This window comes from Fluoribacter dumoffii NY 23 (assembly GCF_000236165.1).
Lineage (GTDB): Bacteria > Pseudomonadota > Gammaproteobacteria > Legionellales > Legionellaceae > Legionella > Legionella dumoffii.
In genome coordinates, this window is sequence record NZ_CM001373.1 from 1,646,810 (window position 1) to 1,666,734 (window position 19,925).

Below are 19,925 nucleotides of genomic sequence, written 5' to 3' on the forward strand. Positions count from 1 at the left end.
CCTGAACGATGAACTAAATGAAAACGACTACAATGCTAACATCCGACTCTATAAATCCTTTTGATAATTTACCGAATGAAATACTTCAATATTTGCTTAGTTTTACTAATCATCACGGCATGTTAGTATGCAAACGCTTTCTGGAAGCTGATAGAAAATTAACCAAAAATGAAGCGCAAGAGTCATTCAAAGACTACCTAATGACAAGAACTATACACTTTGACTCAGTAAACCCCCTAAAAATAATACACCTTATAACTGTATTTGCGCTTGATGAATTGCCTAAAATATCAGATCCAAAGGAAAAAGAGGCCAGTATCGGTATCTTATTATTACAATTATATGAAGTGCTGTATTTCTATACCAACCATAACCAAGTTGAATTTACACTTCCACGCGAACCCGACGTACTAGAGAGTTCAGTATTGGCAGTTTCCTATTTGATTACTTCTAATGATGAGAGTGATACACTAAGAACCTCTATTTCAGAAAAAGACATTGATAAGATCAAAGACGATGTAGGTGATATGCTGGCTTTCCTTACTGGCACAAACCCAGAAAAAAACATCAAAACTTGTTATTTTAATGAAACTGTTACAGGGATGATGCAAGATTTCAAAGCAGGCATGAAACATGCCTTGGATAATACATCTGGCTGTAATTTACGCTTTTTTAGCTTTACCTCTACCGAAAGTAGAGCACAGATGATTTTACGCTTGATAAATCAATGTGCTTCTTTGCTTGAAAACCAGCTATCCCCACCCCAGCCAAGTTGCACCCTGTTTTAATTCCCTCTCTTAAATTTAATCAGTAAAAACAGTAAGCGTAGGTCGGGCGCTTCGCCCGACATGCCATTAACTCATATTTGATTGATTAGATTCGGTAAAGACAGTGTATGTAACCGTTTTGATTTTAGTGTCTAATGAAGAAAAGGGAGTGTCGTGCGAAGCGCCTGACCTACGCTTGCTGGTCAGCTGTTCTAATTGTACCAGCCGTTCCACCTTTGATTTTGATGGTGGAACGGCGTTTTAATTTTTAATTATTCAAAAATTACGTTTTAATGGCATAAGCTATTGATTTTACTATGCCGCTGATGTGAATCGAACACACGACCTTTTGATTACGAAACAATTTTTTATTGATATCAACTAGTATTAAAAAAACTCAAAACCCCTCACAAACCCTTGCTAGTAAATAACTTTATCGTTATTATCAGTATCAAAGAGTTATCATTATTTTCATGTAAGAACAGAAAAAAGCACCCACTAAAGTACCCATTGAATATTAATTAGGACTATTCATGACTAACTTTACAGACACCTTTATTAAGAGACTAAAACCTCAAGAGAAAAGAGTTGAAAAATTTGAAGGTGGAGGGTTTGGTATTTTAATTTATCCAGCCGGAACAAAAAGCTGGATCTATCGCTATAAGATAAATAATAAGAAAGATTATATTATCTTTGGCCATTATCCTAACATGGGACTCGCTGAAGCCAGAAAACGCTTTGGTGAGTTAAGAGAAATACGCCGCACTGGAACTAATCCAAAACTACTTATAGAGCAGGAACTAAATAGAGAAAAGTATACCGTCGCAAAGCTTGTAACGTCCTGGTATGAGAATTATGTTGAAAAAAACCGTAAGCAGCCACTCCAAATTAAATATCAAATTGAGGCCGATATCATTCCCCTTCTTGGCGATTTAGAATTGGAAAAAATACAACCATTAGACATTTCAATGGCTTTGGATATTATCGTTAAACGTGGCGCCCCTATTCTTGCTAATCGGATCTTGAGTACATTAAAACAGTTATTTAATTACGCTGTAAGCCGAGGTAGAATGCAACAAAACCCTGCTACCCATATACGTGCGCGTGATATCGGTGGGCCTGAAAAACCTCGAGAACGTTATCTAACCCTAGATGAAATAAACAAAATTTGGCATTTTTTAAACAGTGATTTATGCCATATGTCTTTACAAACAAAAAATGCGATCAAAATAATAATCCTTACTGGAGTTAGAACTGCAGAAATCCGACTAGCGCAGTGGAAAAATATTGATTTTGCCAATTCACTATGGACAATTCCTCCAGAACATACCAAAGGTGCAGTAACAGTTAAAATTCATTTAACAAATTTAACTAAATCAATATTTGAAGAATTGAAAAGTGTGACTACTTCATCTTTTGTCTTACCTGGTTTGATTGAGGATCAACCTCTTGATAAACATGCCCTTCCTAGAGCAATCAGAAGAATTCAAACGCGAGTTGGGATACCTGAGTGGACTGCTCATGATCTACGTCGTACTTTTGCCACACAATTGGGTGAGTCTTTACATGTAGATCCAGTTGTAATTGAAAAATGTTTAGGGCATAAGATGCCGAAAATTATGGCAACCTATAATAAAAATGAAATGCTACCTCAGAGAAAAGAAGCTCTTGAGAAATGGGCTATATGCATTCAAGAATGTATTGGACACAATTCTGAAGTCACGGCCGCTTTACAAAACTGTGATAAAGAATGCATAATTTAGATAACATAACCGCCACGCCTAGAGAGCTTCGGCTCTTGCGTAACCTTGGCGGTTTTTTTATATGTGCGCTACGACCAATAAAACAAAAATAAAATACCTCAATCCCGCTCTTAGTTTTCAGGAACAATTGAAACAATTAAAAGATAGTGGACTAATTGTCAACATTGATCAGACCTCTATGAGCTAATTGCAGGGAAAGCAAAAAAGATATAATTCTATCCTGCCACACTATATTGAATATTAAAATTTAAAGCCTTAGCAATTGGTTTAGAATTTTTACCAATCTTCTTCATTTCAATAATTCCATAACGTGCCATTGTATTTAATGTACGACTCAAATTACCTGGCTCACGCTCACTTAAGATAGCAAGCTCTTTAATTGACTCAGGCTTTAACTCATCAATTATTTTTAATAGCCTCATATTGTTTTCATTTAATACTTCACAAAGTGATTTGATAGAGCTAAACCAAATCTTTGGTTCATTTTTTTTGGGAATATAACGTCCAGCAGCAATTTCAATAGTACGACTTTGAAATTTCTCTCGTGACATAATACCAACTTGTAGTGTTTTCATTTTTTATCTCCATTATTCAATAGTTGAATAATTGAATTCACTTCTTTAAAAAAGTCTTTTAGAAGTTGCTCAGCACTCTCAAACTCATAAGGAGTTCCCTTATCACTTATTGATGTATGAACATGATCATACTTTATAATACGTCCAGAGTACCGACCACTTCCCTTAACTTTAATTCCATGTGCGTTATCAAAACCTAAAATCCGCTGATTGTGATTATCATGAAGAGTTAAATTATATCTAATACCGTGAGGCCGCTCTTCAGTTGGCTCAATTAAAAAAGCCTCGATTTTATACCAATAGCCATTTTCCTCTGTGTATTCTGTACCATCTAATGCAAGTAATGTTTCTAGTCCTACATCCTTCATTAAAAATCCAAAGATATCATCTGCTGATATTCAAATTATAATATAAATTTGAAACGAATAGGTATTTTAAGATAATAAAAATTATTTTTTTATATACTCAATTAGGCTGACATATAGGGGCCTGAGCAAATCTTTATCTTTATATACAATATGATACCTGATAAAAAGCTCAAATTATTACTCTTAGTAACCATTCCATATGAGCAACTTATGCATTTCGTATAGATGGAATTAAACACATCATTGATGTAATATTGCGCACTCGATCAAATTTAGATCAAAACACACATAACTTCTAAAAATACTATGGAATTGTGTGATAAGAATTTCTATGGGTTTGATGTTGTTTAATCAACATCCAAGATAAAACAAACGAGCTAAAGATTTGAGGTCATTAATGCAAAATTACTCCAATGCGGATGTCGATGAGTCTATTCAACAACTAACTAGAACTAAAGAACAGGAACGCTTTTTATCTCTTATTGAGTTTGCTCAGCAATCTGCTCGTTTAAAACTTAACCCAATCAAAGATGTCAGTAAGCATGCAATATTCCAACGTTTCGAGCATGAATTAATTTCTTTACCAGGAGTTCATTTCGACACAAGTGAAGACGATCAAGATGAGGTATGGTTACGAATTGAAAGATTAACCGAAACATCACCACCAATACCGGAAGATGATCGATTAATCGTATGGTTAGATTTATCGAATAAAGTTGAAACAGAACCTCAGTTAAAAAAAGCTGTTGAGTCAGATAAAATTTATGACTCTATCGATCCTGTTACTGAGAATTCACAAAAACAACAGAATATAATTCTTTTATCTGAATATGAAGATCGCGATACTATAGAAACTCTCTTTCAAAATTACCTTAAAAATCAATGGACTATTTGGTCAACCGAAGAAAAAAAACGTAGACTTACAATCAAATTATATTCTGAGCTTTTTACACTGAAACAACAACTTGAAGGAGCAATTACCGATACACAAATTGAATTAGTATGGGGAATTGGACTTGGTATATGGAAAAGAACAGAATTCAATATTAGATATCCTCTAATTACTCAGTCGGCTGAAATTTCATTAAATCAAAAAGATATGTCCATTGAAATTCGTCCAAGGCGATCTGTCGAGCCAGTGTTTGAAATTGATGTGTATATGTCTATAGATAATCTAGGGGTAACTGACTTTCAGAAAGCATACAATGATATGATTTCACAGCAATCTCAAGACTTATCGCCATTTGAACGACTTTCATATGAACCACAGTTACAATTAGCAGTTACACATTTGGATTCTAAAGGTGTTTATTGGCCGGACCAAACCAAAGAAGATGATCGCAAACTACCCGAGGCTAGTGAAGAATTAAAAGTTACTGATACATGGATTTTATTTGCCAGACCTCGTAGTAAGAGTCTTTATATTCAAGACTTAGAAAATTTCAAAAAACAATTTAAAGATGAAACGAACCCCGAAATAACAAGCATTATCAAAGAAATTATCACTGAGCCTTTAAATGAGCATCGAGAGATAAAGCTTACTAACTTTCGAGGCTTATCAAGCATCAGTTATTCCTCAAACTCAGAAAGTGCGGATGTTACAGAATTATTTTTTCCTCTTCCTTTTAATGAAGAACAAGTAAAAATAGTTCAAAAACTAGAACATTCAAATGGAGTTGTTGTGCAAGGTCCTCCGGGTACAGGTAAGACACATACTATTGCAAATATTATTGCTCATTATATGGCGAATGGTAAACGTGTACTTGTTACATCGATGAAAGAACCAGCCCTATCTGTATTGAAAGAAAAATTACCTCCCTCAATACAACCTCTTGCTATTTCACTCTTAACTAATGAACAAGACGGAATGAAACAGTTTGAGTTTGCGATTTCTAAAATTGCTCAAGAGCTACAAACTATTAATCGTGTTGAATTAGAAAGTGAAATTCGAAATGACGAGCTATTTATTGATAAACTCCATGCTCAATTAGCATGGGTTGATCGATCAATTTCAAATTGGGCTATAAATAATATTCAGTCTATCTATATGGATGGTCAAGAAATTCGCCCTGAAAAAGCTGCACAGGAAATAGCTGAAGCAGATGGAGAATTTAATTGGCTTGACGATTTAATTACCATAGGAGATGAAAATAAACCAAGGTTCGATAATACTGACATAGTTCACTTGAGAGAAGCTCGGCGTAAATTACAAACAGATCTTATTTATCTTAATAAATCATTACCTAATCTTGAACAAATTCCGAAACTTAATACCATTTTAAATTTACATACCAAATTATTAAAAAATAAGACGCTGAAAGAAGAGGTTTTTTCTGACAGCTCTCTTCAGTTTGTAGACATATCAACAGATATTTCAGTAATTGAATCCGTTCTGCAGTGCATTTATGAGTTGCAAAACCTAAGAAAGCAGATTGAAGCTGCAAATAAATCTTGGGTTAAATCATTAGCCCTTTCTTTGAAAAGTACAGATACAGCTCAAATAATAGATATTATCGAAAAAATTTCTGCTGACGTTAATGAATTACGTATTGAAAAAAATTCTTTTTTAGAAAAACCTCTTTCAATACCCAAAGATCTTCAATTAACCGAGGACGTTATTCAAGCAATTGCCAATAAAAGCCAAGATAAGCAACCGTTTGGTATAAGTGGGATATTAACTAAACGATCATTAATTAAAAAAATTGATGAGATTTTCATTTTAAATAAACCAGCCAAGACCAAAGAAGAATGGCTATATGTATACCGTTATGTTTTATTTTGTAACCGAACTAATGAACTGATTTTGAGATGGAATTCAATTGTTACAGGAATGTCAATCTTCACATTAGTTAATGAAGAGCAAGCTAACTCTTTAAAACTGATAAAAGAAGATCTGGATATTTATTTTGCAATTAAAAAGAGTAAGGAGCTTGAATCAGAGATTTTAGAACAGTCAGCTTCATTATTACAAAACTACTTATATAATGATCTTTTTGAAAATGATCATCGTTTGCTTGAGTTAGTAGATTTTTTTGAAAAAAATATAAATTACTATCACTCATCGAAAGCATGGTTCGATAGAGAAAATATCCTCAAAAGTACATTGGACTTTGATGGTCCAATTTCAAATGCCATCAGAACATTTCTTTCTGAAACATTGGGTGATCCATCGCTTAACGATATTGAACTACAAAACCAATGGACGAGCTTGATTGAAGAATTACGACGTATTCAAAATCTTAAACCTGCTTTTGATGACGTACAATCCATAACTGATTTAATATCGCAATCTGGCGCTACTCAATGGGCACAAAAGCTCCAGGAAAATCCATTAGAGGGTACAATAGATCATTTACTTCCTGATGATTGGCAACAAGCTTGGCGCCTTCGCCGTTTAGCAAATTACTTTCATTCAATTAATCACTTTGATGAGTTTAAAAAGTTAACGTCTCAAAGACATGAGATTGAAAGGGAGTTAGCAAAAACCTATCAAGATACTGTAGCTAAACGTACATGGTTAAAATTATCCAAGAATGCAACACCAGACATTAGAGCTGCTTTACAGGCATTTCAATCGGCAATTTCAAAAATAGGAAAAGGAACAGGTAAAAGAGCAATTCGTTATCGACGTGATGCTAAAAATGCAGCAGCACTAACCAATAAAGCAATACCATGCTGGATAATGCCTCATTATAGAATTTCTGAATCATTACCTCCTGAACTTGGATGTTTTGATCTCGTTATTATTGACGAAGCCTCCCAATCAGATTTGAGCGCACTTCCGGCTATTCTTCGTGCAAATAAATTACTTGTTGTTGGTGATGATAAACAAGTTTCACCTGATGGCGTTGGTCTAGAAGAAGAAAAGATAAATAATTTAATGGTTCAGTTTTTAACAAATCAAGTTGAAATATATAGACAAGCCATGTCACCTGAGCGATCAATCTATGATTTGTGTAAAGTTGTTTTTGCTGATTCACAAGTTATGTTACGTGAGCATTTTCGTTGTGTAACTCCTATTATTGAATATTCAAAACGTGAATTTTACAACCATGAACTCAAACCATTACGATTACCAACAAAATCAGAACGGCTAGATCCACCATTAGTAGATATTATTATTGAGGATGGATTTCGTAATAATAAGGAAAATATTGCAGAGGCAAAATTTATTGTTGATGAGATAAGTAGAATCTGTGACGACCCAAACATGGCAAACAGGACAATTGGTGTAGTTTCGTTGTTAGGTAATGAACAAGCACGAAAAATTTGGGAACTAATTCAACAAAAGATCTCACCCGATAAAATAACAAATCACCAAATCACTTGTGGGGATGCTCTCACCTTCCAAGGTAAAGAACGAAATATTATGTTTTTATCAATGGTTGCTACCCGGGAAAACGTTAAAGCCGATACGCGTGACTCATATGCTCAACGATTTAATGTAGCTGCCTCTAGAGCTCGTGATCGAATGTATTTGGTGCGAAGTGTTGAACTCCAGGATTTAAGTACCGTGGATCGTTTACGGCGTGGTTTGATTGAGCATTTTAATTCGCCTTTTGCTCAGGATGAAATAAAAGTAAAAAATCTTCGTGAACTCTGTGAGTCAGGTTTCGAAATGGAAATCTATGATTTACTCGTTGAACGTGGTTATCGAGTTATACCACAAGTGAAAGTCGGAAATTACCGATTGGACATGGTAGTAGAAGGTCATAATGACACCCGATTAGCAATCGAGTGTGATGGGGATCGGTACCATGATGCGTCGAAGTGGGAAGACGATATGAATCGGCAAAGAATCCTTGAACGTGCTGGATGGAAATTTTGGAGATGTTTTGCCTCTACATTTGTTTTGAATAAAAAGTCCATTATGCAAGATCTAATTCGTTCATTAACCGAACTCGGCATTGAACCTATTGGAAGTGATGGAGTGATTAATAGTATCCATTGTGAGCAACGCCGCATTAAAGCACTAGCACAGATGGAAACATTAGAGGAATAAAAGATGGGGCGTCTCGGTGAATGAGTTTGATGAGTATGACTGTATTTGTTCATAGGCCACAGAAAGTTGAATAGTAAATTAATTGTTCAAATAAAGATTTTGATGTATCCATTGCTCAATAACATCATAGTGCCAAGATAGTACACTATTATTCAACTTCACAGGCTTAGGGAATTTTCCAGTTGCCCACCATCTCCGTAGCGTCAGTCTGTTTCGGCCAATAATTTGCTCAACATCCCTGATGAACAATATTTGCTGTTTAAATTGATGTCCTCTCATGGTTACTCCTGTATACTCACTCAATCCAATTAATTACTCGTTTCGAGTACTTATTAAATCATAACGAGTATTAACAATCAACAAATGAATGCAATTATTTTTGATAAATTGTCAATCACATTCACGCAATTGCATTGCGCTCTAGAAATATTCAGATCAGAACTTCCCATACAGATTAAAAATCTCTATCTCCAGGAAAAATGAATTTAGAATACAATACACACACACACCTATCGCATCACAAAAATATGCATCATATCTATATGATTAATAACTATTTTTTAATTTATTTTGCAAATTAAAAGCAAAAAATGACGGTGAACACATGGTGAAGCAAGTGGTGAAAGAATAATCCTTTACCCTACTGCATTAGAGATTGGTTCTTCACCACTCATTCACCACCAATTCACCGAAATTCACCAAAATGCATCATTGTTTAAACAGCGTTCACCAGATATAGCCATAGAGCTGCGAGCTTTGAGAAAAATCATCCATGCCCTTGGCTTGACTATTGGCATTACATGAATGAAATGACATTGTTTTTGTTGGTTCAGTATCTACTTCACATTGATTTCAGAAAATCTCTTTTGTTGACCCAATTCGAGTACTTTGCCTATTCTCTGCATATTTCTTCTCCTGGTTTTGATTCGGGGTCACTTCATCTTCCCAACCAAATATCATTTACTTGTTTTTCTTCAATGTTTTGAATTTCCGGTGTTAATGTGTTGAAGATTTTTTTGAATAATGAATTGTCAGGATTTAGAAGCTAAAAAGCGTTCCATGCTAAATAGGAATTTTTCTCAGGATAAAGCAGCAAAAATTTTTCGAATTGCAATAATAAACAAATATAAATATTATCTTTATGAGGTATGGCGGCTTTTTGAGATTCGCCTATGTCGGCTTTTAATGGCTCAAACTCAGATAAGCCAGTATTTACAAGGAATTCCTCGCGCGGGTTTATGGTGGCTTTCTGTGGCGGGTTTATGGCGGCTTTATTTTGGACGGAATAATGCCTTGTCGCTAATTGGCATTTTAAAATTAAATACATCCCTTCAGACTGAATAGTAAAAACACTCACACAGACTAAACCATATAGCTGATCTCGTGAAAAACTCTGACTTTTAACTATTTGATGAGGATCAAAGTATAGTTGATGATCTATAATAAAATCCATTTTACCCATTTCGCCCCATTCTATCGTCATAAAGCTCTTATTGTGTTATCTTTTAAACGATGGATTACTTACAAATACTCATAAAGAGCATTTTAGCTCAAAAGGAGTATAATTTAACATGCATTGAACTTCTGTCAATATCTGCTAATTGTTTATTTCTCAAAAATTGGAAGGCTTGGTAAAGATATGAACGTCAAAGAAAAAATTGGACAACGGATAAAACAAGAACGGACAACCAAAGGTCTGACCAGAAAAGCATTGGCGGAATTAACCGAAAATTTAAATATTTCCCGAATCAACAATTATGAACGTGGAGAAAGAACTCCTGGCCCAGAAGAAATTACGCAGTTAGCAAAAGCTTTGGAAGTGTCCCCTGCTTTTCTGATGGGATTATCAGATAATCGAGATGGAGAAATAAATAGAAACTCTGGAATTGGGACATTAATACCATTACTGGACTACAAACAAGCATGCGATCCGGTATTTAATATCCAAAAAATTAAAAACGAACTTCATCCCGAAAAAATAACTTTTGTACCTGTCAGTCCCGATGTAGCAAATCCGATAGATGAAAATGCTTTTGCATTGCAAATTAAAGACAATAGTATGGAGCCTGAGTTCAGAGTAAATGATATTTTAATTTTTAATCCTAATGCAAAACTCAACCCAGGAGATTTTGTCGCAGCAAAAATGGGAAATGAAGACGAAATAATAATTCGTAAATACAGGCAAATATCTGTTTCCCAAACAGAACAATCCTTTGAATTAATTGCTTTAAATGAAGATTGGGCAAATATTCAGATTAATAATCAAATAATAGAATGCAAAATAATTGCTTGTGCAATCTATTTAAATAGAAAAATTAAATAACTTCAAACGTGAAATTAATTTTTTCTGTAGCAATTCCAAAGTATAAATGTCTAGCTTTATAGCTTTGTAAGAAACTGTTGGAATTTTCTTTGTATTTGATTTGTTTTATTTTTTACATTCTCAGTTTCTTGATTGAAAAAACTCTCAACAAACAATTCTGTAAAAATTATTGCACAACTAATAAATGTTCCAGATGAAATTATTGCCATCCTTAAATACTCAGATGTATGACCAAGTTTCAGATCAGAATTATATCCTATTAGTTTATTGATAATAGTTGGGTTCCAATGAACTACTTTAGATAGATAATCAAACGTAGTTAAATCTATTTTTGATATTTTTTTATCCTTTATATTATAAGATTCTGCTAGTGGCAAAGACATTATTTCTCTATCTAGTCCGATATCTTGGGCAATTTTTCTTGAAGTGTAATCTGGATCTATAACTTTCTGCCAATTATTTGTTACTTTTCCATTGGTTTTAAGCCCTAAACCTTCAAAATTTAAAAAGCGTTCAATAGCTTTATCTTTTTCATTCTCTGGTAAACTTAAAATCCATTTAAGTTGAATAATAATGTCAAATACTGAACGGCAAATTATAGAAAAGCTATAAATTTTTTTCTTATCTATGAGTAATTGGGCTCCAGGTAGAATGTCTAGCATAAAATTTTGATAGATCTTCATCATGATCATAGAAAACTCTGTATTTAGTGTTACGCGAGCTGGATATGTGTGGAAAATATCTATAATTTCGTTTGTTGCTATAATAAATGCTTGAGATACAACGCTTAAACAGTCTGGATTTTCTGATTTTTTTGTTTTTGTAATCCCCTCAAATTTTTTGTAAATTTGAAACCCAGCATGCTCCATCATATCGAGTAACATACCGACGCTAAATAAATCAATTTTTCCATGTAATAGATTACTAATCCGTGGTTGTGAAACATGTAATTGCTTTGCCGCATCTTTTTGTGTGAAGCCTTTTTCTTGTATGTAACGAACTAATATGGTCATTAAATGGGATCGAAATTGTAGATTTTTAGCTTCAATCTCATCACAGCCAACGTCTTTAAATGTATTTCCTGAGCCTTCAAAAAATTCATCATTATCCATGATTATCGCTCTCCTTTTCGATGGCGCAAAAGAGTGTTATAACGCTCCTTAGCTTTATCAATATCTTGTTGCGGTGTTTCTTGTGATTTTTTAACAAATGCGTGCAATACATAAATGGCTTCTTCAAATTTAGCTACGTAAAAAACACGATAATTCTGTTTATCTATTTTTACTCTAAGTTCATAGACCCCTGTCCCTACTGTCTCCATATATTTAAAGTCATTTGGCTGTAACTTCAAACCTTCTGCTAACATATCAAGCAATCGCGCAATACGTTGTTTTGATTTGTTAGGAAAGGTACCAATGTCCTTCTGGCTGCTTGAGCAATAATAAATTTTCTTCATGAATTTTATTATAAAGTTTTTATATAATTATAAAATATTTATATAAATAATAAAAGAAAGTAGCGCAATATATGAACGGCGCTTATGGTCTAAGAAATTTTGAAAATTACAAAGATGCATCATAAGGTGCTCTGCACCGCGCCCTTAATTGGGAAAGATCCACATTTTAATTTGGGATATAGCTGAATAAAGTACCCATCAAAGTACCCATTAATATTTTATTTTTTAAATTAATTATCGTAACCACTTGATTCTACAATGCCGCTGATGTGAATCGAACACACGACCTTTTGATTACGAATCAACTGCTCTACCGGCTGAGCTACAGCGGCTTATTGAAAAGTATACTTAAGTTAAGTGATGATGCAACTTTCGGGTTCATTGTCTGAAGTATTTTATGGCTATTAGTTTACAAAATAGCAGACGGATAGATTTTCTTTTAGCAGTTTGAATTTTGGTTATTCAATAAAGCCACTGCATGCGCTGTAATAAATTTCACTAATTTATCAAAAAAATATTCAAATAGATAAAAAATGATTTATAATGGCGTCCTGATTCATTTTTTATCTTAATTTAGGAAAAAATTTACTGTAAATAGGAAAAATTTAGTTTTAAATTATTAAAGATGAATATAACATAGCGTCACCCAAAAATATGACAACCTGTGAGAACCAAACAGTCCGTGAATAAGAGCAAGATAGAAGCAGATAAGCCCATAAAAGACAGTGGTTATAGTCGAAGATTGAAAGACCGTCATGTGCAACTTATTGCCTTGGGGGGTATTATCGGCTCGGGTTATTTTTTAGGCACAGGGGAAGTAATAAATCTTGTTGGTCCTGCCGTGTTTCTAGCCTACATACTAGGCGGCTTGATTATTTTTTTAACCATGCTGTGCATGGGCGAACTTGCTGTGGCCATTCCTATTTCAGGTTCCTTTGTGACGTATACCGCTGATTTCATCTCTCCCTCGGTTGCGTGCGGCGTCGGATGGTCGTACTGGATCAGTTGGGTGGCGTATATCCCTGCGGAATGTGTTGCAGGGGGGATAATCATGGAAATGTTTACCGGAGTAAATGGCTATGTATGGGCTGTTTGTTTTGGTTTTCTTATCACCTACATTAACCTTGCCAAAGTCGATACTTTTGGTGAAATCGAATTTTGGCTTGCTTTAATCAAGATTTTAGCTTTATTAGGTTTTGTTATTTTAGCTATTTTGATTTTCTTTGGTCTTATCCAGAGTTCTGAATCGGGTGGGTTTATTGGTTCCAAATACATCTTTGGTGACGGAGGCCTGCTTCCTAATGGTACCATGTCCCTCTTGACCGCTATGGTGCTGTTATTAGTAAATTATCAAGGTTCTGAAATTATTGGTCTTGCTGCCGGGGAATCTGAAAATCCTGCACGAATGATCCCGCATGCAATCCGAAATGTGACCTTAAGAATTCTCTTCATCTATATCATTCCCGTATTTTGCCTGGTATTGATTTTTCCCTGGCAAAAAGCAGGTTTATCCAACTCCGTGTTTGCGGATGCGCTGAACTTTTATAACTTGAAATGGGCTGGTGCTGTAACCAGTTTTGTAACCCTAAGCGCTACATTATCATGTGCAAACTCTGGCTTTTATGGCACGGTACGCGCCCTCAACGCTTTGGCGCGGGATGGCATGGCACCTCATACTTTTGCCAAATTCAACCATAATTCAGTGCCGCAAAATGCAGTTATAGCTACCCTGATTACCATTTGGATTCTTTTAGGCGTAGGTTACTTTTTCGGACAGACGCAACTTTATATCGCCCTGCTTCTGGTATCTGGGTTTACTGGAACATTGGCCTGGATTTCTTTGTGTACATCACAAATTAGATTTAGAAACAGGCTGTATCAAGCTGGGTATACTACAGCAAATCTTCGCTACGTAACCCCGTATTCACCTTATACCGGAATTTTAGCAATTATCCTTATGTGTATTGCTCTATTCTTCCTGGTATTGAATAAAGATCCTACCTACAAACTGGCTTTCTATATAGGAATGGTGAGCTTTGTGGTTCCCATCATCATCTATAAGATATTTGATTTATCGAAGAACAGAAGAAAAGCGCTTCATTTGAAGACCCGGGTCAAGTTTCAAGACCTCTTTCCTCCAGTTTAATCTGTTACTGGAGTAATGGCGGAGCTCAAACACTCGATGAGAGTCTCCGCCAGCGTTAGTAGAACAATATACCTGTCAATGATTTGGAATTAATGCAGCTTCTGGCCGTTGGGTACTTTGGGATCTGTTGTAACGAGGCATATCGCTCCATTATCATCAGCAAAGCCAACTAGCAGAAATTGAGAAGTAAAGCCGGCAATATTTTTTTCCCCCAAGTTAACACACCCCACTACAGAACGGCCTAGTAAAGTTTCCGGAGTATAATGGACGGTAACCTGGGCAGAGGTTTGTAATATGCCTATCTCTTTTCCAAAATCCACCCAAACTTTATAGGCGGGCTTTCTTGCACGCGGAAACTCCTCAACTTTAACTACAGTCCCTGAACGTAAATCAATTTTGGCAAAGTCATCGAAAGAAACAATCATTCCGTACCCTCTTTTTTAAACTATAAATTTTTTATATCCATCGGGCGTGTTGACAAGTCATCCTCACCGTTTATGAAGTATGAACATTTGATACCCGAGATAACTACTACTAATCCCCAACGCCTACGTGCCGCGACTTGTTCGCGGCATCCAGCTGCTGCTCTTAATTAACAGCAAATTTCATTATATAAGTCGCGCCATGCCGGATTAAGCTCCTCAATTAAATTTAACTTCCATTGTCGGCACCAATTTTTAAACGTTTTTCACGTCGAGCAGCTTCTGAATAGGTTTCGTGAACTTCATAATAAACCAGTTTATGGACGTTGTAGGTAGCTGTAAATCCTGGAATTATGTTATTTTTATGCTTCCAGACGCGTTTGATTAATTCTGACGTTGAACCAGCATACAATGTACCATTCTGCCTGCTTGCCATGATATAGACGTAAAATGATTCCATCTTTCTTCCTTGTTTTTGAGTATATTGGACTCAATAGGATGATATCACTTAAGTGGCGCTGATTATATGGACATGTTTAGGTTTAATTTAACCCTCTTAGGAGATGCCGCGAACAAGTCGCGGCACGTATGCGGTGGGGTTGGGAGAATTATCGCCCGCCCTTGGTATATAGGAAATGCATTATATGTGGGCACTAAACTTTTTAACCACGTAGGCTTGAGAGGACTTGTCGCCCTCCTAATATATGGATAACGCGTTAGTGGTATTTAATTCGGGTACCAAGCTTTTTAATAAAATCAATAATTCGTCATCCTGATGCTCTTCACATGCTGTGTGCAACAAACGCATGGTTTGAATTAGTTCGTCCCAATTCAGTTCTCGGAATTTTGCCTTAAATAACTTTTCATGCTCTGTTGGCGCTAATTGTTCTGATTCGTGGAACAACTCTTCAAATAATTTTTCTCCGGGGCGTAAGCCGGTAAATTCAATCATGATATCCTTTCCAGGCTCTTTTCCAGCCAGCCGTATCATTTGCTCTGCCAGATAGCTTATTTTAACGGGTTCACCCATATCCAGAACAAAAATTTCCCCGCCCTTTCCATTCACCATAGCTTGCAAAATTAGCTGGCAAGCTTCCGGTATGGTCATAAAATACCGTTGCATTTCAGGATGGGTTACCTTTATTGGGCCGCCGTTTTGTAACTGCTTTTGGAATAAAGGAACTACACTTCCCGCAGATCCCAAAACGTTTCCAAAACGTACGGTGATGAATTGGGTTTTGGCCCTACCATCAAGATTCTGGCAATATATTTCAGCCACACGTTTGGTGGTTCCCATAATATTGGTAGGATTTACCGCTTTATCCGTAGAAATCAAAATAAATTTTGCGACGTTAACAGACACACTCGCTTTTGCAACAATTTGAGTTCCAAGTACATTATTCATCACGGCTACACGGATTTGGTTTTCCAAAAGAGGTACGTGCTTGTATGCTGCCGCATGGAAAACAATTTCAGGTTGAAAACTTACAAAGAAATGGTTTATGGCGACTTCGTCAGTAACATTCATCAACATGAATTCTATAGAAACATCAGGAAAGTTTTGTTTGAGCTCCATTTCAATTTGATACAAATTAAATTCACTGCTTTCAATAATAGCCAGGCTATTGGGTTTAAGGGCTAAAATTTGTCGGCAGAGCTCTGATCCAATGGAACCTCCCCCGCCCGTAACCAGCACGCGCTTGCCAGTTATTCCCGCTGTTACCTTATCCCACTCCAGGCTAATTTGGTCTCTGCCAAGCAAGTCTTCTATATTAACAGGTCTAAGTGCATTAACTTCCACTCTTCCGGAGGCTAAAGCATTAAGGCTTGGAAGAGTACTATAGGGTGTATTACTTTCTTCACAACAGGTTACAATCCGGCGCATCACTGAAGAACTGGCGGAAGGAATAGCAATGAAAATCAAATCGATTAAATAATCAGATACGCACTTGGCAATTTGACTGGTGGTACCTAAGACACGTACTCCATGAACTTCCAAACCACGTTTAGTGAGGTTATCATCAATAAAACCTACAGGTATGTATTGATTTGAGCGCTTTAAATCCCGTGCAAGGCTTTCACCCGCCATACCTGCACCAATGATAAGCACCCGTTTTATTTCATTAGTTTTGGTCCCTTTAGCTTGCTTGTCCCAGTAGAGCCTGCGTAACATCCTGGTGCTACAAAGAATTGTAGTAAGGATCATACAGTATAAGGGGAATACAGAACGTGGAACCTCATGCAGAATTGACATGAGATATAAAACAGGAATTCCTAATATTGTGGCAGTAAAGGTGGCTTTTAATATTCTTACTACATCGTTTAAGGAAAAAAAGCGCCATAAACCACGGTAGGTTTTAAAATAAAAGAAACAGCAAACCTGAATTGCCGTTAACATGCTTAGGCCCGTAATAGATTGAGTCGAAGTTAACATCTTCGGAAAGGGCTGCATATTGTATCGCAACCAATAGGCGATATACCAAGCGACGGGGATTGAAAGAAAATCGCACAAAAGAACGGGTAATTTTTTATGTAGTTTTTGAAAAAATACTGATATCTTTTGTATCATACGCGAATCTTCCTTCACTCATTATTATTACTAGCGAAATAGTACACTAAATTTTGCGTATATCACATCAAAAATCATAAACACCAGGAAAATCCTTAATTTAAAACTCCCTCTTTTTTGCTGGAAGAATAATTGGATCCTCATATATTTCATAACGATAAATCGAGTCGGGATTATTACTCACATAGGTCGCCCTTAATTGATAGTTGTATTGGTGCAATTTTTCTTTTAAACAAGCATCACTGGGCGTATAGATTATTTTTCCCTGTTTAATAAGTGATGTTAAAATGATAACTGCCGGCTTTTTTTGCCAAATCGCCTCACAGAATTCTACATACATATCTTTCGTGGAATAGTGGGCCATTGCTAAGTTATTTAAACAATAAGAATCAATAAAATTCAAATTGCTGGAGTAAGGAATCAACCCGCTATCTGCTAAAACCACCCAATCGTCCGGAGAAGTATTTCTATTTAACCAAGCCACTACTTTATTGCGCAATAACTCACCTCGAACAGGATTTTGACTAAAGTAGCGATAGTCTGCCAGACTCATTTTAGGAATTATAAGAAGCAAAACAAGCAAAGAACTCAAATAAAAAAATAAAGAAAAATGAAGATTCTTTCTTGGCCACACCCCATATAAAAACAGCCGAATACCTTGCACCACCAAGGGAAGAAGCAAAGCAAATGCAGGTAAAAAAAGTCGATTTTCAAAAGCTACTACCGGATCTGAATTGACTAACAAAATGAGATATAAAACGCTGGGAAGCCATAAGAAATAAGGTTTTTTGTCTTCAGATTGCAGGCAGGCAGGTAAGGCTAAAAAAGCTAACGGCCAAATCATTTTAAGATAAGCAAGATCCAAAGTGAAAGTAAATGTTTTGGCTACCCCTTTGCAATAGACCGAATTGGGAAACAAAAATCCAAAATAATAAAGACGCCACAAAAAATAGGGACCATAGAATAACAGGAGCATGAAGCAAAAAAGCAGCACACTATTTCGATAGTGTCTTAAATTCTCTGTGGGCCTGTCCCAGTAGATTAGGATTAAAAATAAAATCATAAAGGCAGGCGCTTCAGGGCGTGTCAGGCCCGCAAAAGCAAGAAAAATCCCTGAAAAGATGAAATAACGGGTTATTGAAGTTCCCCGTGACGCAGGGAAAAGACCATATCCCATTCCCCTGAGACAATAGTATACAGCACCACATAAAAGCGCTTCGTATACTGTTGTTTCCAAACCACTGGCTGCCCAAATAATTTGCCCTTTATAGAGCAATAATCCCACACAGGGCAAAAGGGATTCACGCGGGGTAAACCAAAAACGACTTATGAGATAAATAAAACGACAGGTAAAAAACAGGCCGGCTATTCCGGCCATTTTGAGGAAAACTACCGGATTTCCATTAAGAAGAAGCGTTAATGCTCCTAGTACAACAAAACTAAAATTGGAATACCCTTCTACCGGAGGAGCTTGCAGATTCCATAAAATACCCTTACCAGCAGCCCAATGTTTGGCATACCTTAAGGAAATGAACATATCATCGATGGTGAACGGCCAGATTGCTTGTATTTGCAAAACAAACAGGTAAAAAAGCAATAGAATTAAAAAACTGTCATACCATCGGAAACCGAATTTCATTGGGCTAAAGCCATAAAGGTCAGCACTACAAAACACCATAAATTAATTCGTGACAGCCGATCACTTAAAAATACAATTACAGGATCGTCATTTTCAATATCCTGGGTAGCCAGCCAGGCAAAGCGCCACAATGCAATTGCAGCAAATGGGACGGTTAACATAAAATAAAAAGATTCGTCCCGGGCATAAATAATATAGAAAACGTAAGTAATAAAACTGGAAAATCCAATTGCTACAATCAGCCACTGGAGTACCAACGGATTATATTTTTTCAAAACCTGTCGTGTCGCATGTTTTAAACCCAATTGCATTTCCATTCGCCGTTTGTTTAAAGCGATAAACAGACTTAATAAGGTTGCTGCAACAATTAACCAGGAAGAAATAGATAACCCAATACCCAAAGTACCCGCTAATACCCGCAGCATAAATCCTGCAGCAATACAAAGCACATCAACAACAGGAATCAATTTGAACAAGTGGTTGTATGCGACATTAATAACCAGATAGACACAGAGAATAATTGCCAATTTTTTAGAAATCAGCCATCCCAAAGTAAGTCCGGTCACAAGTAATAAAAACAACATAAAAATTGCTTCAGTTACAGAAACTTTCTCACTTGCTAAAGGCCTATGGCGCTTGTGAGGATGCAAGCTGTCTTCCGTTCTGTCCTCAATGTCGTTATAAATGTATACCGCACTGGAGATTAGACAAAATGCCAAAGATGCAAGTAAGGCAGGGATAAAATATCCAGGAGTAGGTGTATAACAAAATCCCAGCATCACAAAGACTGCTTTGGCCCAGTGGGATACACGAAGAAGTAGAAACAAATGTTTCAGCCTTTCCATAAACCCCACTTTTTTTTCATCATTTATCAATTCATTCACCTTATCAGTCC

Annotated in this window: 15 protein-coding genes, 1 tRNA gene and 1 pseudogene; 5 read left to right on the forward strand and 12 right to left on the reverse strand. The window is 36.1% G+C overall.

The window, feature by feature from the left end:
- Window positions 1–17 precede the first annotated feature (17 nt).
- On the forward strand, window positions 18–788 hold the full coding sequence (locus KYQ_RS07415; RefSeq protein WP_231294629.1) for an F-box protein: 771 nt from the start codon (window positions 18–20) through the stop codon (window positions 786–788).
- A 512-nt stretch (window positions 789–1,300) separates the two neighbouring features.
- Window positions 1,301–2,530: a tyrosine-type recombinase/integrase gene (locus KYQ_RS07420; RefSeq protein WP_019349805.1), complete on the forward strand. Its 1,230-nt coding sequence runs from the start codon at window positions 1,301–1,303 to the stop codon at window positions 2,528–2,530.
- 215 nt (window positions 2,531–2,745) lie between these two features.
- Here KYQ_RS07420 and KYQ_RS07425 read toward each other — a convergent pair whose 3' ends face one another.
- Entirely contained in the window at window positions 2,746–3,105 is a 360-nt protein-coding gene (locus KYQ_RS07425) for an HVO_A0114 family putative DNA-binding protein (protein ID WP_019349806.1), read from the reverse strand.
- Window positions 3,102–3,473, reverse strand: a complete 372-nt coding sequence (locus KYQ_RS07430) for a toxin-antitoxin system TumE family protein (RefSeq protein WP_019349807.1) — start codon at window positions 3,471–3,473, stop codon at window positions 3,102–3,104. The genes KYQ_RS07425 and KYQ_RS07430 overlap by 4 nt, the downstream gene beginning before the upstream one ends.
- 397 nt (window positions 3,474–3,870) lie before the next feature.
- Here KYQ_RS07430 and KYQ_RS18265 point away from each other — a divergent pair, with 397 nt between their 5' ends.
- Entirely contained in the window at window positions 3,871–8,475 is a 4,605-nt protein-coding gene (locus KYQ_RS18265; protein ID WP_019349808.1) for an AAA domain-containing protein, read from the forward strand.
- A gap of 78 nt (window positions 8,476–8,553) precedes the next feature.
- Here the strand turns inward: KYQ_RS18265 and KYQ_RS07440 are convergent, their stop codons facing one another.
- Complete coding sequence (locus tag KYQ_RS07440) at window positions 8,554–8,754, reverse strand: helix-turn-helix transcriptional regulator (RefSeq protein WP_019349809.1); 201 nt, start codon at window positions 8,752–8,754, stop codon at window positions 8,554–8,556.
- A 766-nt stretch (window positions 8,755–9,520) separates the two neighbouring features.
- Window positions 9,521–9,958, reverse strand: coding sequence for a hypothetical protein (locus KYQ_RS18270; RefSeq protein WP_019349810.1), 438 nt, complete (start codon window positions 9,956–9,958; stop codon window positions 9,521–9,523).
- Between the two features lie 156 nt (window positions 9,959–10,114).
- On the opposite strand from KYQ_RS18270, the gene KYQ_RS07450 reads away from it, so the two are divergent.
- On the forward strand, window positions 10,115–10,798 hold the full coding sequence (locus tag KYQ_RS07450; RefSeq protein ID WP_019349811.1) for a helix-turn-helix domain-containing protein: 684 nt from the start codon (window positions 10,115–10,117) through the stop codon (window positions 10,796–10,798).
- A 56-nt stretch (window positions 10,799–10,854) separates the two neighbouring features.
- Here KYQ_RS07450 and KYQ_RS18275 read toward each other — a convergent pair whose 3' ends face one another.
- The 3 genes from KYQ_RS18275 to KYQ_RS07470 all read right to left on the reverse strand — a co-directional run bounded on the left by KYQ_RS18275 (window position 10,855) and on the right by KYQ_RS07470 (window position 12,586).
- Window positions 10,855–11,910, reverse strand: a complete 1,056-nt coding sequence (locus KYQ_RS18275; RefSeq protein WP_019349812.1) for an XRE family transcriptional regulator — start codon at window positions 11,908–11,910, stop codon at window positions 10,855–10,857.
- Window positions 11,911–11,912: 2 nt separating this feature from the next.
- Window positions 11,913–12,254 carry a type II toxin-antitoxin system RelE/ParE family toxin gene (locus KYQ_RS07465; RefSeq protein ID WP_019349813.1) on the reverse strand — a complete coding sequence of 114 codons (342 nt, stop codon included), beginning with the start codon at window positions 12,252–12,254 and terminating at the stop codon, window positions 11,913–11,915.
- A 259-nt stretch (window positions 12,255–12,513) separates the two neighbouring features.
- Window positions 12,514–12,586: transfer RNA gene (locus KYQ_RS07470), tRNA-Thr, on the reverse strand.
- Window positions 12,587–12,918: 332 nt separating this feature from the next.
- Here KYQ_RS07470 and KYQ_RS07475 point away from each other — a divergent pair.
- Window positions 12,919–14,400: an amino acid permease gene (locus KYQ_RS07475; protein WP_035718331.1), complete on the forward strand. Its 1,482-nt coding sequence runs from the start codon at window positions 12,919–12,921 to the stop codon at window positions 14,398–14,400.
- Window positions 14,401–14,489: 89 nt separating this feature from the next.
- On the opposite strand, the gene KYQ_RS07480 is transcribed toward KYQ_RS07475, so the two are convergent.
- From KYQ_RS07480 to KYQ_RS07505, 5 genes and pseudogenes are all read right to left on the reverse strand, one after another.
- A complete protein-coding gene (locus KYQ_RS07480) occupies window positions 14,490–14,825 on the reverse strand; it encodes a tRNA-binding protein (RefSeq protein ID WP_010653194.1) in 336 nt (111 codons plus the stop codon).
- A 167-nt stretch (window positions 14,826–14,992) separates the two neighbouring features.
- Window positions 14,993–15,282, reverse strand: a pseudogene (locus KYQ_RS07485) (GIY-YIG nuclease family protein).
- Window positions 15,283–15,519: 237 nt separating this feature from the next.
- Window positions 15,520–17,391: a polysaccharide biosynthesis protein gene (locus tag KYQ_RS07495; RefSeq protein ID WP_010653192.1), complete on the reverse strand. Its 1,872-nt coding sequence runs from the start codon at window positions 17,389–17,391 to the stop codon at window positions 15,520–15,522.
- A 100-nt stretch (window positions 17,392–17,491) separates the two neighbouring features.
- Window positions 17,492–19,030, reverse strand: a complete 1,539-nt coding sequence (locus tag KYQ_RS07500; RefSeq protein WP_019349816.1) for a DUF8728 domain-containing protein — start codon at window positions 19,028–19,030, stop codon at window positions 17,492–17,494.
- A complete protein-coding gene (locus KYQ_RS07505; RefSeq protein WP_172461323.1) occupies window positions 19,027–19,875 on the reverse strand; it encodes a decaprenyl-phosphate phosphoribosyltransferase in 849 nt (282 codons plus the stop codon). Before KYQ_RS07505 ends, KYQ_RS07500 begins: the two co-directional genes overlap by 4 nt.
- Window positions 19,876–19,925 lie beyond the last annotated feature (50 nt).